This window comes from Pseudoflavonifractor intestinihominis (assembly GCF_040096055.1).
Classification (GTDB): domain Bacteria; phylum Bacillota; class Clostridia; order Oscillospirales; family Oscillospiraceae; genus Pseudoflavonifractor; species Pseudoflavonifractor intestinihominis.
This window is the reverse complement of record NZ_JBBMFK010000024.1, coordinates 1-16067: the sequence shown is the minus strand read 5'-3', so window position 1 is coordinate 16067 and position 16067 is coordinate 1. Positions and strand designations below refer to the sequence as shown.

The window sequence follows — 16067 nt, the reverse complement described above, 5'->3', positions numbered from 1 at the left end:
AATGGTAAATACGATTTACTGGTGTCCGCATTGCAAGGTGCCAATTATAAAAAACAGAATATGCCCGCTTTGTGGATCTGATTGTAAATCGTTATCTACAACTGGCGTATGTAATCCAGTCTTCTTACAAGAACGCAAACTTATCTCTTATATTTTAGGGAAAGATTTGACGCAATCTGATGTATGGTATCTTGGCAGTAGCTACTATCTTATTGACGGAGCGCGTATGCGTCTGCCTTATATTGATTTTTATAAGGGTAAAGAGCATTTGAAGATTGCTGGAGAGCTGCGCACAAATATTGTAATTGACGACATATTTCCACAAACAGATACATTTGTTGCAGCCAATGAGCAATATATCAAGGAGATGGTCTTTGAAGCTGAGGAATACGTTGTAAATCTTGTAGAAAAGCTTAAATCACAGGAAGACGTACAGTACATGCCAACTGTATCTTTTTCTGGAGGTAAAGATTCTACTGCTGTAAGTCGTCTCGTAAGGGATGCTTTACAGAATGAATCTATTATCCATTATTTCGGCGATACAACGTTGGAGTTCCCTTCTACACACGTTTATGTAGAAAATTATTTTAGAAAAGAAAATCCATTCACCCCGATGATCCCGAGTGAAACAGAAAATGACTTTTTTAAGCTGTGCAATGTCTTTGGTCCACCTAGTAAGTTTGAAAGATGGTGCTGCACGATATTCAAAACCAGCAACTTGAATTCCGAGTACCAAAACTTGAATGGTAATAGCCTTACTTTTTTAGGAATAAGACATAGCGAATCTAGAGAGCGTCAAAACTATGAGAGAACACAGGATCACTCCAAAATTGGTTCTCAGATTAATGCGATGCCAATTATTGAGTGGTCGGATTGCGATGTGTGGTTATACATCCTCTATCGTGGTGTTCGATTCAACGATGCATACCGGTGGGGATACAAAAGAGTTGGCTGTTGGTGTTGTCCAAACAATTCTGATTGGTCAATGATGCTAACGGACATCTACTTCCCTGAGCTAGCCGCCAAATGGAAAGCTACTCTATTTGATTTCGCAGTAAAGACCGGAAAGGCTGACATAGAGGATTACGTCGAAAATGGCCGCTGGAAGACAAGAAAGGGTGCTAGTGGCTTACAGACGCGAAATGTAACAATAGCAGATACAGCATGCAATCTTTCTGATCGGGCAAGAAATATCATCATTAAGAAAAAAATCAATCGGGATGTAATAGAGTTTTTAAAGCCATTTGGTCAGTTGGAAATTTTTGATAAGGAAGATGCGACTTATATAACAGTAACAGAAAAAGAGGTCCGTGATGCAAAAGGTAATGTTGTTTTACCAAAGCGTAAGATATGTGATTTTGTTATCACATGGGGAACGCCTGTACTCAAAGTCCTGCCGACAAAGGGAACCGATATTTCGTTACTCGTAAATCGTCTCAAATGCCAGCTTCGCAAATATCAATACTGTATCCGCTGCTCTGCTTGTGATTCCGTTTGCCCATTTGGTGCAATCAACACCATGGGAGATTCTCGCTATTCAATTGACGAAACAAAATGCAAACAGAATCTTTCAGAGTGTTCAAAGTGTATCGCAAAATTCTATAATGGATGCATCACATGTCAAGTACTTGCTGGAAAAAAGAATGTTGCACCTGACAACGAGGATTCCTGAGGTGGAAACACATGATTTATTTTGATAATGCTGCAACATCGAAATACAAACCGGATGTAGTGTATGACGCATTTATGCATTATGTGCGCGAAATAGGTACTAGTCCTGGCAGAGGCAGTTATAGCTTGGGTGTCCAGGCTTCGAGGATGCTATATCAAAGCAGGAAAAAAGTTAACGCTTTCTTTGGTAACCCAAGCAAGACGAATGTCGTTTTTACAAAAAACTCTACTGAAGCGATCAACCTGTTTATTAAAGGATTTTTAAAAAAGGGCGATCATGTTCTTATTAGTTGTTATGAACACAATGCTGTTCTACGCCCTATTCATTCTTTATATGAGAACGGGCTCATTACATATACCGTTCTCCCTGAACAAGTGCTAGAATCCCCCGAATCTGAATTAGAAAAATATATTACTCCTAGTACCAGACTGGCAGCAATTACGTTAGCAAGTAACTTGACGGGACAGCTTGTTTATTCTGCAGCATTTGGCGATGAGTGCAAAAAAAGGAATCTGACGGTATTTGTCGATGCTTCACAAGGTGGAGGAAAAAAGCTGGCTCACATGGAGCGAGATAATATTGATTACCTTGCATTCACTGGACACAAAGACTTATATGCTTTGCCCGGAGTTGGTGGTTTATGTTCGAAGGCCCCATTAACATTTCCACCTTTAATTCAAGGCGGAACCGGCATACATGGCGAGCATTACACCAATCCAGAAATCTATCCGGAGGCTTATGAGTCGGGCACTCTTAATATGCCCGCCATCTGGTCTTTGAAAACATCGATTGAGTTTCTGGAAGAAAATTTAGAGAAAATATCTCAAAAGGAACAACTGTTGACCCAAAGAATCATTAGTGGGCTATCTTCATTACCTAATGTGGATCTATATAAGCCCACTAAAAGAAGAGTCTCTACAGTTTGTTTCAACGTGAAGGGTGTCTCTTCGAGTGACGTGGTTTCATATTTGGACAAGAATGGAATTTGCGTGCGTGGCGGAATCCATTGTGCAATTTTAGCACATGAAACGTTGGGAACAGTTAAAACAGGAGCCATTCGCGTAAGCCTCAACTATATGAATACCGAGCAGGAAGTGGACTATTTCTTAGATGTTCTTCGGGAGATGAAATAAATTGGTGAATTTGGTTTTTTATAGAACGAGTGATGTTTTTGAAGCTGAGGAGATTTTGCAATCCAAGGATATTGTCGTTGAGATTGTGCCTACTCCTGTTCAAGACAAAGCATATTGCGGAGTTTGTATACGGATAAAAGCGGATGACTTGAGCCGATCACAACTAGAATTGAACAAATTTGATTTCCAGGTTCTACCTTAAGAGGATTTAAAAATGGGATATGAACATCTAACCATCTTGCGAGGATATAAAACCAACAAAAATGATATTGTACAAGAGTTTTACCTTCCCGTTTTGAAAGAGTCCGTCTTGTATAAGCGCGCGGTAGGCTTCTTCTCATCTACTGCCCTTATCGAATTGTCAAAAGGCATTGCTGGGTTAGTTAAAAACGGAGGAAAGATTCGATTTATTGTCTCTCCGCTGCTCTCCGAGGAAGATATTGAAGCAATCCAGAAGGGTTATGAAGCCCGCGCAATTATAGAAAGTGCTCTTGTGCGAGAAATAAAAGAACCCCAAAGTGATTCTGACAAGGAACGCTTAGGCTGGTTATCGCAATTAATTGCAAATGGTGTCTTGGAAATAAAAGTTGCATTTACGCCTCCGCATAAAACGACAGGAATGTACCACGAAAAAATAGGTGTGATTTATGATGGGAACGGAAATTTAATCGCATTTACGGGGTCCATGAATGAAACCATCAATGCCTTTCATAACAATTATGAATCCATAGTAGTCTTTAATTCTCTTGTTCAAGAAGATAAACAAAGAGTTCGTGACTTAGAGAATGACTTTGATTCTCTTTGGGCTAGTCGCGAGGAAAACATCACAGTATTAGAGTTTCCAAAAGTGGTAAGGGATAAGCTGGTTCCATACGAAAAATATCGTCTTTCAGATCATGGCAATGACCATTTTGAAGAAGAAGATGCATATGAATTAAGCCCAGTAGTTGCGGGCGTACCCGCTATACCCAAAGGAGTCTCGTTACATGAGTACCAGAATGACGCCATCTCCGCTTGGATAAAAAATGGAATGCGCGGAATTTTTGATATGGCAACAGGCACTGGCAAAACGTATACTGGCCTTGGAGCCGTGGTAAGAGCGTTCGAACTTAACAAACGATTAGCAGTGATAATTGTGGCTCCTTATCAGCATCTTGTTGATCAGTGGGTAGAAGATATAGTTAAGTTTAATATGCGCCCGACAATTGGCTATTCGGCATCTCCTCAAAAGGATTGGAAGCAACGACTCGGAAATGACGTTTTAGATTTTGAACTGGGAATAATTGATACGTTTTGCTTTGTGACAACTAATGCAACCTATTCTTCAGCTTTCGTGCAAAAGTTGTTAGATAGACTTGGTAAAGATACATTATTGATTGTAGATGAGGCCCACAACTTTGGTTCTCTCAATCTTAGTTTAAAACTCAATCCAAAATTCACATTTAGATTGGCGTTATCAGCAACTTTGGAAAGACATGGAGATCCTCAAGGGACTCGCTTATTAATTGACTATTTTGGAAAAAAATGCATTGAATATGGGCTAGAGCGGGCCATCAGAGAAGGAAAACTCACACCGTACTATTATTATCCAGTCGTTGTTTATCTAGAAGATGATGAACTAGAACGATACAAAGATCTGTCTTACAAGATTTCCAAGGAATGCCATGTTACAAAATCAGGAGAGCTGAAGGTAACCGAACGAGGCAAGATGTTATTGCTCGCCAGATCTCGAATTATCGCTGGAGCCAAACAGAAAATTGATGCATTAAAGAAAACAATTAAACCATATCAGAATGACACACATATGTTGGTTTATTGTGGAGCAACAAAAATCTCCGACTATAGTCAAGATACCTCTGATTCCGATGAGGAAGGCGAACGTCAAATTGTTGCTGTATCCAAGTTGTTAGGTAATGAGTTGAAAATGAAGGTTACTCATTTTACCTCCAGCGAATCTGCTGCCGAGAGAGAAGTAATAAAGCGACGATTTGCTGACGCAGACCCATATCAAGCAATAGTAGCAATTAAGTGCTTGGATGAAGGCGTAAATATTCCGAGTATTAAGACTGCGTTTATATTGGCTAGCACAACCAACCCTAAAGAATACATTCAAAGACGAGGTCGTGTATTAAGGCTTGCGCCTAATAAGCCTTATGCGGTTATATATGATTTTGTCACGTTAATAAAACCTCTTGATGAAGTTGATCCTTTTGGAAGCGACTATACATGTGGGCGTGCTTTGGCCAAAAGAGAGCTTAACAGAATTAAGGAGTTTGGCCGTATTGCTCTAAACGCTAGAGATGCTGACGAACTTATTAACGACATTGAATTTGTTTACAACATAGCAGATGATGATGGGGGGGACAATTTTGATGCAGACGAATTTGGAGCTTGATGAAAAGAAGTTAAACACTATTAAGCTAAGAATACTCCAGATGGAAACCGATAATATTGTAAAAAAAGAGTCGAATCCAGCTATGGAAGAGAAAATTAAAAAGCTTATCATTGCGGAGGTGGACAAGCGATGATTATTAATAGACTGGAAATGTACAATTTCCGGCAATATATTGGCCATCAATCTGTAGATTTCTCAACTGATCCAGACAAAAACGTCACCGTTCTAATTGGTATCAACACTTCAGGTAAAACAACTATAGTCCGCGCATTTGAGTGGTGTTTGTACGGCAAGAATGGATTTGAGGATCCAGTTTTGCTTAACAGCGACGTTAGGGCGAACATGAATGTGGGCGATGTCCAGGAGACATGGGTTTCCGTTAATTTCACCCACGATAACAGAGAATATACTCTCCGCCGTTCGTTTAAATATGTATGTAGTGAACGCAAGGCCGTAAGCGATGGTACTGTTGAGGTTTCTTTAAACAAAAAGCCCGAGGAAAAGCTTACCCTAGAGTATCTGCAAAGCGACGGACAAACAAAGACTCCAATCGACAGATCCAATATAACAGAATCCATGGATCGTGTATTGCCAAGGGATTTGTCCGATTATTTTTTCTTTGGCGGTGAAAGAATTTCAAGCATCGCCAATAGAACTGATTTGTCAAAAGCTGTGCGCGGTTTAATGAGACTTGATGTTTTAGAAAACGCCAGGGACCACCTTGGGAAAGTATTAAAGAGTTTTCAGGGAAGCATTGATACATCTGGTGATGCTAATGCGCAGCGGGCCAAAGATGCTATTGAGACATATAAGATTCAATTGGCCCAGTATGAACAAGATAGAACAAACGCTGATCAGCAGATGCAGTATTGGAATGATAAAGAAAAAGAACACAGCGCTGAGTTAGCAAAGAGCGATGTTGAGCAGGTTAAAAAAGCAAAAGCTGAACGAGATCGCCTCGAAAGGACTATTGCTTCTGAGAAACAACGCTTGGAAAATGCAGTCAAGGCAATGGTGGACGCGTTTAACACTCGCCCCTTTGTCTTCTTTGGCATGCCAGCTCTTAAGAAAACTATGGATCTCCTCGAATCTGTAAAAGATAGTACAGAATGTGTTCCGGGAATGGATCAGGATTCAATTGATTATTTGCTAAATCGAGGCTATTGCATTTGCGGGACTCACTTGGATCCAAATACACTCCCCTATCAACGCGTAATGGACGAAAGGAGAAAACTTCCTCCAGAGCATATTGGCGCTGTAGTAATGAATTACAAAAACAAAACAGAAGGATATATGGCGGGAAGCGAGAGCTTTTTGACCACTTTGGAGAGTAGATATAAAGAAATTCGTTCCATCCAACGAACTTTAGGATTGCTTCAGGATGATTACGATGCGCAAGCCGGAATCATTATTGATGATACGGATGCCAGAGCTATTGAAGCGAAGCGAAAGGATGCTCATGCGCACTACATAGAGGCAAAGAGTGATTATGATCAGGCAACGCAGAGCATTGGACGTTGCAAAGAAAACATTAGAAATTGCGAAGATACCATATCTAAGTACGCAAAAAACAGCAAGAAGAATGAGCGGATATATCGAATGATTGCATATTCTGAGGCTGTCTATGAGTGGTTAAATAGAACGTATCAGGAAAAAGAAAGCACTGTTCGTTCCCAGTTACAACAGCGAGTAAATGACAATTTCTCTCGCATGTATCATGGAGAACGCTCCATCATTATCGATGACAAATACCGGGTTCGTTACAGTGATATTAAGACAGAGGAATCTGACGGTCTAAAAGCCGTTAAGAGTTTTGCATTTATTGCAAGCCTTGTTTCTATGGCAAAGGACAAAATTCTGGATGATCAAGAAATGCAACTGGGACAAGTGTATCCGCTTGTAATGGATGCCCCCTTCTCAAATGTCGATGAAATCCACATTGATAACATTTGCAAAATTTTGCCGCAAACTGCAAATCAGGTCATTATGGCAGTAATGCAGAAGGATTGGGGATATGCGGCAAATGATTTGGCGCCTTTTGTTGGTAGGAGTTATGTAATAGCAAAAGACCTAGATGCTGAAGGTCATGAAATTGACACCAGCACACATATCGTTCCGGCGGAGGTTTGAAATGTTCAATAATGACTTTAAGATAACAGGAAAACATGCAAACTATTGGAAAGATTTATGTGAATTGGCAGGTAATGTTCCAGACAGAGATCAGCATGCAAATTTTAAAATTTTCAAGGCCTACATTGATGCCTATATCACCTGCCCGATAATCGGCTACCACTATAACAGAAAAGGAAAAATAGATAATTCTGTTCCGGGTGAAGCAGGCATGCTAGCAGCAATCATCACGAAACGAAGCGCCGAATTGAAATTTGTCTATCAGATCATTATGCTCTTGGATGAAGAGTCTGAGCCTGATCCTGATCGCAGAATCTATCGTGCCTTCAATTTTTCCGAAAAGACAGAGGAGGATCGGAAATTTATTGCTGAAAATATGGCAATATATAATGCTTATTTCCTTGGTGGACTTGAAGTTCTACATGAACAATTTGTTGATGAATGCCTCGATCGAGATGCATATTTGTTAAAGATGTACCAATTTGCTAAAGAGTTTTACGAGTCTCAAGATGGTGAGGCACTCGAATCGGCAATCAACCAGATATTGAACAAATAGAGCGAAATATTAAACGATGAATACGTTGTAGTAGTTAGGTACACATTCATAGCACATATCCACTTATACCGTAGCTGATTACTTTTGCTAACATTTTGTGGGAAGGAGCAGTAATGAAGGTCATTTCTCATGATGGCTTTTATTATGTATGATGCCATGGGAGTACAAGCATATAACTCAGGTGAATTGGATGACATATTTCAAGATTTGATGAATGGTTATTCCTTGGATTATGCCTGTGCTTTCTTGCAAAACTGTTGGTTCTGGCCTGAAAAAGCTGTACGAGAAGAGCATTCTCTGGAACGAATGATTTATACCCAAGGCAATCCAAATGAGGTATATACCGCATACGAACGAGGAGTCATTGAGAAATTCGATCAACAAATTGTATTTTGCAGTTATCGTTTATCATCAATAAACAAAATGGTAAAGTGCAAAACACTTGCTCTCAACATACAAGATAGTACTGAGCCATTAAAAGACGCAATTGCCTTAATGAAGATATTTAACAAAGCGTTTGCGGGTTTTAATGTGTTTCTCTTTGCTTATGAAAAAGGGTTGTTTCTGGGATGTTCTTGTATTAAAAGCAGTGCTGTTGGTATGGATTGCGTGATATCACCGATAATATCTCCTGAGATTAACTGGGATGCATTGTACGATACATTTTTGTTTAGAAATGATTCATCTAATTTTTACGATTACTACTCCGGGGTAGTTGGCTCAATTTTATCCATACCCGATTGCTATTCTCTATCGGAAAAAGAAGATGAGGATATCTATAAGTCTGGATTTACATATGACTATGATTCGGATGCTTTGGAGGATTATCGCAACTTCGGTTTTTCTCGTATGATAGATTATCATCAAGACATATCTGCAAAACCAAAACCGCGATTTGACAAAGAAGAGTTTTTGAACGACGTTCAAGACTGCATGGAAGAATTAAGATTTATTGTCGCAAATAGAATCAATCCGTTGGAATTACTTTTTGAAGCGCAAAAAGCACACGAAGAGAATAGGGCCATAGATTTTGAAAATACGCATTCCACTAATTCGCATCCCACAGCAGTAAGTGAAGATGATATGAATGCTTTTAGCATGCTAGATGATCCTATTGCTCTTATGAAAATGTTAAAACGACAGCGAGGTATATAATGGGTACTAATTCATTCCTTGATATTACAATTGACGATTTGGATGAAAGTGATTTCGGAGACCCGATTTCGCTATTGGAAGCGCTTTTAAAAAGAGGTTCCGCACGCAAACAAATATCTTCGGATCTTCCAAAGGAATCTGATTGTTTGACTGCGTCTCAAATCTCACAAAAATATAATGTTGAAGTAGAAGACATTCTTAGCGCAATCAAAAATGGTAACTTAGTTGCGGATAAAGTTGTCCCACTATTTTCCCCAAAAGTTGTTGAGGCGTTTTTGTCGGACCTAAATAGTGGAAAAACAACACTTTTTGACAATTTTATGCATGAAATAACTCATATGAGAGTCAATTACTCATATAAACCTGTCTTGGTTATGGCTATTATGGAGAATGCATCAGAAAATGGAGAAATAGCACTAAGTGATCTTGTAGATTTCTTTTTGGATTTTTATGAAAAGCGACAAGCTGCGGGCCTCGTAATAGAAAAAGCCGATAGTTCTTTTGTAAAATTTCAAAATGACCGACAGCATGCGGCAAGAACAATTATTAGGTATCCTATTACTGTTTTCGAAAACAAACAGTTCATTAGCTTTGACCGTCAGACATCAGTTTTGACAGTTGCAAAACCAATATGGCAAAAAATTGATGCGGAAACGAAGGCATTTATTGAAATGAGTTGTGAAAAAATCCTTGAAGGATATTATGCGCCTTTGAGCTAATCGGATCTATTTGCTAGTTTTCAATAGTGAGGATTACCATATGGAAAATTGCACTAAACTTAGAATTTTATATTTATATCAGCATTTAGTACGGCATACCGACGAAGCGCATACGCTTTCAACAGCTGAACTAATAAAAATTCTTAAGGAAGAGTACAACCTTAATGTGTCACGCAATACCATTAGCGACGACCTGGCTATGCTTAATGAGTGTGGCCTTCATATTGAACACTACGAATCCACACAGAACAAATACTACTATGATGGCCACATTTATGAGCTGCCGGAGCTAAAAATCCTTGTCGATGCGATTTCTTCTTCTAAGTTCATCACGCAGCGAAAGAGCGACGAGTTGATAGCGAAGCTCCTTACTTTGACCAACTCACAGAATGCTGCAAAGCTTCGTCGACACATTTATACTACTGGTCGTGTAAAGTCGGAAAACGAGCAAGGTTACTATATAGTAGACGCAATCAATGAGGCGATTGATACCAAAAGAAAGATTTCCTTTTATTACACAGATTATGACGTGCTAAAGAAGCGATATATCACAAACGATGGTAAGCCATACACAGTTAGTCCCTACACATTAATCTGGGATGGTGATTACTATTATATGCGCGGATTTTGTGACGAGCGTCAAGAAATGCGAAATTTCCGATTAGATCGGATTGCTGAACAGCCAAAGATTCTTAACCAGATTGCCATAATGCCTCCTGAAGGATATACTCCTGCTGAATACAGTAAATATGTTTTTCGGATGTATGATACCGATGAGCCAGTTTTAGTACATCTATATTGCCACGTGTCTGTTATGAAATATCTGATAGATAACTTTGGAGTTGATATTGAAACGGAAGCTATTGATTCAGAACATTTCAAGGCAAAAGTCGCTGTATGTACGAGCACTACCTTTTATCGTTGGGTATTTGGATTTCATGGAAAAATAAAGATTTTATCGCCGGACAACATAAAAGAAGAATATGTACAAAGGCTTCAAGATGCATTAACACAAGTATGACCGGCGGGCGTTAATAAATCTATTATATTTTCCAGCTGTATAGAGAAAATGTTGGGGTAGAATATGAGCGAAACAATTAGTGGGATTATCACTATAAAAATACTAATGGAAAACAAAGCCTCCGCGATGGGCTATGTTGATTATGTAGATGACAGTTCCGTTCAAAAGTGGGAATTAATAAAGGATAGAGAGTACATCATTCCTGGATATCAGAGAGAGATACGCTGGAAGCGCCAAAACGTCCAGACCCTTTTGGATGATGTTTTGAATAACAGCAAATTTTTGGGGAATATTCTGCTAAGTACCGCTCAAAAGAATCTTTATGAGATAATGGACGGTCAGCAAAGAATAACTGTAATTCTAATGATTCTTGAAAGACTAAAAAAGTATCTAGATGTCATTCCCCTATGCAAATTACAAAACAATACGTTCCCCAATTTTGCCAAAGAATTGGAAATGGATTTTCAGATAGATAGAATTGAGGATCCAGTTGTAAAGGATTTATATATTGAACAGGATGTCTTAAATCAACGAGAAAAGCTTTCCCAACTGTGGATGTGTATATGCACATATGTTGACAATTTGCCGCCGGACACCCGTTCTAATTTATTGGAGAACCTTTTAGATAGCGAGATAAACTTACTTATTACAAAAGTAAACCCACAAAAAAATTCGTCTAGAAGACTATGTGTAGATTATTTTATTGATATTAACAACAAAAGTGAAAGCCTAGATTACATAGATATATTGAAGGCATATGCGTTTAGAGAGCGATTCGATAAAGCAACTACAGCTTGGATTCAAATTCAGGCTCAAGAAAAGGTAATGACTGAATTTTATTATCCTAAAGAAGTAATGTTTTTGCATTATATACTCTGTCGCGTAAACAAGGGGTTAGGATATAAAGTCAAGAAGATTTCAGATGATCTTCGATTACAATCGGAGGTGATATTACCAACTGGGAAAAAATATCTCAAAGGAACAGATATTGAGGTTCTTATAACAGACACCAGTTTCTATCAGAACATGCTCTCTTGCTTACTTGCTTTTCAAAAGTTTATTGATGTTACGTTAAAAAGCAAGACTCATCCAGATGAAGCCTTTTTGGCATATATAAATACCAATCCAAACGGAAACAAACTGGACTTTGATACAAAATCCAATATCTTTTTCATTGTAAATTCAATTGTGAGAAGCTCGGATGTTGTCCCTAGACTATTGTTGATGAAATATTATCTGGATGTTATTTGTGATATAAGTTCAACAAAAGATGATTACAAACTCATTTACGATATTAATTTTTTGGCAACATGCTTTTCGGCAGGGAATCCTAATGCTAAGTCAAGAGCATCTTATTCTTCAATCGTAATGAAAGAAAAATGGAAGGATGCCTTGAAACGATCAGCAACTTCGGTTAAAAATCAGTTTCATAAAAAAATACAATATGGTAGAGAAGTGCAATATAAAGGCAAAGCGACAGCTACTAGTGGTGAGTATCTTGCCAAACGAGTGGCTGCTGTTGCATATTCTTATGTAAGAAGTGGGACAAGCCTCAAATTCGACGAGAAAAAGTATAATCGTTTTTGCAGTAGTTTGGATCATAATGCAGAGCATTTTCTGATTAATCAGAGTTACTCTGTGACCGCAAAATACCATGGAAATACGATAAAATATGAATACAGTCCTGAGCTAAGGGGCTGGATTTCATATTTATCAAATTATCTGATAATTAACGAAGATATAAATGGACTGCTTGGAAACGCTTGTATCGGGGATAAAATTAGAATTATCGACAAGTATATGGAGAGCCATCCGGATGCATGTGTGCTTGTTGATCCTATCAGTAAGCGAAATTATAAATTGGCTAAAGATTCATTTATTAGTTGTCCTTCGCCTGAAGAACTTGATGCATGTGTTTCGATAGAAAGTGCACAAGAGTTACTAACTAATTACTATGAGGGCGCTTTCAAAACTGAGTTTGTTTCATACCTTAATGCGATCAAAGTATACACTGAAGACATATTTTCGTTATCGTAAAGATCTTTTTGATCCCGAGTTCTCTCTTAAATTCCTATTTGTGCCCAATATTCTGGGCACCTGTGTTCCATTATACAAATCACCCCTTGATTCTCAGATCAAGGGGTTTTATAATGAGCTTAACGGAACAAGTTGTTCCATTATTGATGAAAGGAATTAATGCCATGAGAGTCATGAGCACAGAAGTGATGGATCGTATCATTTTCTATGTGGATCAGTATTTCTGCGACAAACACACCACCCCCTCTGCAGGAGAGATTGCCCAGGGAGTTGGTATTCCCAGAACAACCGCTTATCGCTACCTGGTGGAAATGGATGCGCGCGGAATGATTGAATACGATGGAAAATCCCGTACCATCCGTACTCCGATGATCAAGAAATTTGCTCCCGATTCTGCGCCCTGCCCTCTTTTGGGTTCCATTCCCTGCGGTTCCGCGCAGACTGAGGAGGAAAATGTCCAGAAATATATAAGTCTTCCGATTTCCCTGTTTGGGAAGGGCAAGTTTTATATTCTGGAGGCATCCGGTGATTCTATGGTCGATGCGGGCATCAATGACGGGGACCTGGTTGTTGTCAGAACGGATTGCACTGCTGAAGCTGGCGACATTGTAGTCGCTCTTACCGAGGACAATGAAAGCACGCTAAAAGTATTTGGCGGCATTGATATGGATACCAAGAAAGCCGTTCTTGAATATCGGAATCAATCAAAGTATCCGGACAAAAAAATTCTCGTAAGGCAGTTGATTATTCAAGGTGTAGCCAAGCATGTGATCAAGGCATTGTAACCGATTTGTATTGGAGGTGACAAAGGGTTATGAATACATACGATGTAATTTGTCCGATTTGCGGTGCGGTCAATTGCAGCCTGTTGCTGGAAGAGACGGATGGCTGGATGGAGTGCGAAGCCTGTGGAACTACGACGAGATCTCGTTGGAAGGCACAGGCCCAAAAGCTGACCCCGGTATTCGTAATCCGAAAGCCGCAGGCCCAGAACGCACCCGCCGATTGATATCCGCGTTTTCAGAAGGGGGCCATATCCTTGCAATACGAACAGACTTCATGGCGCTTAAAGCAGATCTACTGCCCCAACTGCCGCCACCTGGTAAACGGCTATGAAAGCAAAGATGGTACAACACGAATGACCTGCGAGAAGTGCGGATCTGTTATGATTCGCAAAACAATGGGACGCAGACATGATCGTATCGACCTCTATGCACCACGGGGACAAGAGCGCATTTGACAATTGAATGAGATTGGCATACCGACGGAATGGTCGAGATGAAACAGGCTGCGTAAATCCATTTCCAGGTCATATGCTGGAACGATCGGTCAGTTAAACCAAACATACATGAGAGGCTGCCGACAAGACGGGATACCCATAGCGATGGGATCTCTGCCTTGCCGGCAGTCTTTTTTTATTCCGGCAAGGCTTTCGAAAAACAAAATATTGAAAGCCTGACATGCATTAAGGGCTTAGGATACATATATTGCAACCTTTCTGATTTTCAGAAAGAGCAGTATGGGTACCCTTCCCTTTATGCGCCATTTTTGGGGAATACGGTCAGGAACGTACTGTGAGCAATGGTATCCTTTGCTCTTCCGCTGCAGGCGGAAAGGAAAACAGTATGTTCTATTTTGACGTGACCGAATTTGCAGCCCGTTTAAGTGCGCTCCGCAAGGCACGGGGCATGACCCAGGAGGAAATGTCCGAAGCGTTGAACATCAGTCTGGAGCATCTCAGCAAGATGGAACGCGGCAAGAGAAAACCGTCCATCGATCTGATCGTAGCCATGGCCTGTTACTTTCATGTGAGCACGGATTATCTGCTTATGGGGAAAAACCATGACAGGGTCGACAGCCGGACCAAGCTGCTGGATGTGATAACGCAGCTGACGGAAATTGCGAAGAGCATGTAACAGATCCGAATGACAAGGTTCTAAAAGCGCGATAGAGGCGATCCGGCTATAAGGCCATGTCCATATTTTGCTATCCTCAATGGGCGGCATCGCTCAAATTGTGTTTTGTTTTGAGTGATGAAATGAGCGATGCGGAAGATATGGCTGCTCATGAATGCCCTCCGCAAGACTGCGTTTTATTATCTGCAGGTTTAAGATTGATTACCTGTTTACCTGATTTGACTGCTTTCTCGGCAAACTTGGCGGCACCGCCCCAGGAGTGCGTAACGTATGTTATCACATAGTCGGCTCGTTTAAGCATCCAGCGGTTTCTCCAGTCGATGGCAAAGCGCTTGGGTACGGTTTCTATTCCTTCCGGGTACATGCTATCAGAGTAATTCTGGTTCCGTGCCAATTCATCCTTCTGTTGGGGCGGCAAATAAGCCAACACAACCGCGTAAGAGATGTTTGCATACTGCTCCGCAAGCTCGCGAAGGACAGAATGAGCCATACCGTCAAAAGAGCCCTGGTTCCCCACATAAAACGTGGTGACGCCGTGGTTAAGAATTAAATCTTCCAGACATTGTTTCAACACAGGGCGCAAGGAATCGGGGCTCTGCCGATGGCCAAAGAAGGTGCAGCATTTTCCCAATGTAACACCTCCTTCTAAATTAGTCTACCCATAGCCTAATAGTAGTATGTGTAGCCTACTTTGTATAGCTAAACCCAGTATTCTAAAAATAGAAACTGGAGGTGAGTGCAAAGGTATGGACATGGTGACAGCTATTAGGAACCGTATTCTGGGTCTTTGCGGTGAACAAGGCATAACCATTAATAAGCTCGCTACCTTATCAGCCTTGCCGCCTTCAAGCATAAAGAACATTCTCTATGGGAAAAGCCAAAACCCCAAGGTGATTACGATCAAAATGATCTGTGACGGCTTGGGGATCACGGTAGGCGAATTCTTCTCTACGCCGGAGTTTGACTCGCTTGAGCCGGAAATCAAATAGATTCTTCTCCACAGGAGTCCAGAAAAGCCTGACCGCATTCATAGCGGTCAGGCTTCCTTTACTTTACAGGATCACCGATTTGTCGGTGGTCCTTTTTTGTGCCTTCTACGATTTTGAAAAAATCGGGCTATGGCCATTCTCACAAACTGTATAAGCCTGCAAATCCGTACAACTAGGGCGGGCAACCCGTACTGTCGGTACCTAAAGATATCCAGCCATCTGCGATAAACTTGAACATGTAAGGAGCCAAGAAACTCCTTCTCATGAACCTTGCTACGAAAATAAGTAGCGAGGGCGTGAACCTTGACAAACAGGCTTTCAACGCCTCATGAAAAACCATCGCA

15 protein-coding genes are annotated in these 16067 nt (G+C 40.4%); 14 read left to right on the top strand and 1 reads right to left on the bottom strand.

The window, feature by feature from the left end; translation table 11 throughout:
* Position 1: 1 nt before the first annotated feature.
* The 13 genes from WMO64_RS13060 (at position 2) to WMO64_RS13005 (ending at position 14734) form a co-directional block, all read left to right on the top strand.
* Positions 2–1672, top strand: a complete 1671-nt coding sequence (locus WMO64_RS13060; protein ID WP_349232249.1) for a phosphoadenosine phosphosulfate reductase domain-containing protein — start codon at positions 2–4, stop codon at positions 1670–1672.
* A gap of 11 nt (positions 1673–1683) precedes the next feature.
* Positions 1684–2805, top strand: a complete 1122-nt coding sequence (locus WMO64_RS13055) for an aminotransferase class V-fold PLP-dependent enzyme (protein WP_349232248.1) — start codon at positions 1684–1686, stop codon at positions 2803–2805.
* A 4-nt stretch (positions 2806–2809) separates the two neighbouring features.
* Positions 2810–3007 (top strand): putative Se/S carrier protein, encoded by a 198-nt coding sequence (locus WMO64_RS17120; protein WP_353963968.1) that lies wholly within the window; start codon positions 2810–2812, stop codon positions 3005–3007.
* 12 nt (positions 3008–3019) lie between these two features.
* Positions 3020–5200: a DEAD/DEAH box helicase family protein gene (locus WMO64_RS13050; RefSeq protein ID WP_349232247.1), complete on the top strand. Its 2181-nt coding sequence runs from the start codon at positions 3020–3022 to the stop codon at positions 5198–5200.
* Positions 5178–5333 carry a hypothetical protein gene (locus tag WMO64_RS13045; protein ID WP_349232246.1) on the top strand — a complete coding sequence of 52 codons (156 nt, stop codon included), beginning with the start codon at positions 5178–5180 and terminating at the stop codon, positions 5331–5333. The genes WMO64_RS13050 and WMO64_RS13045 overlap by 23 nt, the downstream gene beginning before the upstream one ends.
* Positions 5330–7330, top strand: a complete 2001-nt coding sequence (locus tag WMO64_RS13040; protein ID WP_349232245.1) for an AAA family ATPase — start codon at positions 5330–5332, stop codon at positions 7328–7330. Before WMO64_RS13045 ends, WMO64_RS13040 begins: the two co-directional genes overlap by 4 nt.
* A gap of 1 nt (position 7331) precedes the next feature.
* Entirely contained in the window at positions 7332–7886 is a 555-nt protein-coding gene (locus WMO64_RS13035; protein ID WP_349232244.1) for a hypothetical protein, read from the top strand.
* Positions 7887–8015: 129 nt separating this feature from the next.
* Positions 8016–9041 carry a hypothetical protein gene (locus WMO64_RS13030; RefSeq protein WP_349232243.1) on the top strand — a complete coding sequence of 342 codons (1026 nt, stop codon included), beginning with the start codon at positions 8016–8018 and terminating at the stop codon, positions 9039–9041.
* Positions 9041–9760: a hypothetical protein gene (locus WMO64_RS13025; protein WP_349232242.1), complete on the top strand. Its 720-nt coding sequence runs from the start codon at positions 9041–9043 to the stop codon at positions 9758–9760. The genes WMO64_RS13030 and WMO64_RS13025 overlap by 1 nt, the downstream gene beginning before the upstream one ends.
* Before the next feature lie 40 nt (positions 9761–9800).
* Entirely contained in the window at positions 9801–10781 is a 981-nt protein-coding gene (locus WMO64_RS13020; RefSeq protein ID WP_349232241.1) for a helix-turn-helix transcriptional regulator, read from the top strand.
* 63 nt (positions 10782–10844) lie between these two features.
* A complete protein-coding gene (locus WMO64_RS13015) occupies positions 10845–12818 on the top strand; it encodes a DUF262 domain-containing protein (protein WP_349232240.1) in 1974 nt (657 codons plus the stop codon).
* Between the two features lie 113 nt (positions 12819–12931).
* Positions 12932–13603, top strand: coding sequence for a LexA family protein (locus WMO64_RS13010; protein WP_349232239.1), 672 nt, complete (start codon positions 12932–12934; stop codon positions 13601–13603).
* Positions 13604–14443: 840 nt separating this feature from the next.
* On the top strand, positions 14444–14734 hold the full coding sequence (locus tag WMO64_RS13005) for a helix-turn-helix domain-containing protein (RefSeq protein WP_349232238.1): 291 nt from the start codon (positions 14444–14446) through the stop codon (positions 14732–14734).
* A 148-nt stretch (positions 14735–14882) separates the two neighbouring features.
* Here WMO64_RS13005 and WMO64_RS13000 read toward each other — a convergent pair whose 3' ends face one another.
* Positions 14883–15365: a hypothetical protein gene (locus tag WMO64_RS13000; RefSeq protein WP_349232237.1), complete on the bottom strand. Its 483-nt coding sequence runs from the start codon at positions 15363–15365 to the stop codon at positions 14883–14885.
* Positions 15366–15480: 115 nt separating this feature from the next.
* Between WMO64_RS13000 and WMO64_RS12995 the strand changes: the two genes are divergently transcribed.
* The gene (locus WMO64_RS12995; protein ID WP_349232236.1) at positions 15481–15723 is read left to right on the top strand and encodes a helix-turn-helix domain-containing protein; all 243 of its coding nucleotides are present in this window, start codon (positions 15481–15483) and stop codon (positions 15721–15723) included.
* The last annotated feature ends 344 nt before the right edge of the window (positions 15724–16067 follow it).

Bases quoted from the DNA above. Each gene is read 5' to 3' on its own strand.
- WMO64_RS13035 (WP_349232244.1), top strand. From the start codon at position 7,332: ATGTTCAATAATGACTTTAAGATAACAGGAAAACATGCAAACTATTGG.
- WMO64_RS13005 (WP_349232238.1), top strand. From the start codon at position 14,444: ATGTTCTATTTTGACGTGACCGAATTTGCAGCCCGTTTAAGTGCGCTC.
- WMO64_RS13010 (WP_349232239.1), top strand. From the start codon at position 12,932: ATGAGCTTAACGGAACAAGTTGTTCCATTATTGATGAAAGGAATTAAT.
- WMO64_RS13055 (WP_349232248.1), top strand. From the start codon at position 1,684: ATGATTTATTTTGATAATGCTGCAACATCGAAATACAAACCGGATGTA.
- WMO64_RS13050 (WP_349232247.1), top strand. From the start codon at position 3,020: ATGGGATATGAACATCTAACCATCTTGCGAGGATATAAAACCAACAAA.
- WMO64_RS13030 (WP_349232243.1), top strand. From the start codon at position 8,016: ATGATGGCTTTTATTATGTATGATGCCATGGGAGTACAAGCATATAAC.
- WMO64_RS12995 (WP_349232236.1), top strand. From the start codon at position 15,481: ATGGACATGGTGACAGCTATTAGGAACCGTATTCTGGGTCTTTGCGGT.
- WMO64_RS13015 (WP_349232240.1), top strand. From the start codon at position 10,845: ATGAGCGAAACAATTAGTGGGATTATCACTATAAAAATACTAATGGAA.
- WMO64_RS13020 (WP_349232241.1), top strand. From the start codon at position 9,801: ATGGAAAATTGCACTAAACTTAGAATTTTATATTTATATCAGCATTTA.
- WMO64_RS13040 (WP_349232245.1), top strand. From the start codon at position 5,330: ATGATTATTAATAGACTGGAAATGTACAATTTCCGGCAATATATTGGC.
- WMO64_RS13025 (WP_349232242.1), top strand. From the start codon at position 9,041: ATGGGTACTAATTCATTCCTTGATATTACAATTGACGATTTGGATGAA.
- WMO64_RS13045 (WP_349232246.1), top strand. From the start codon at position 5,178: ATGCAGACGAATTTGGAGCTTGATGAAAAGAAGTTAAACACTATTAAG.
- WMO64_RS13060 (WP_349232249.1), top strand. From the start codon at position 2: ATGGTAAATACGATTTACTGGTGTCCGCATTGCAAGGTGCCAATTATA.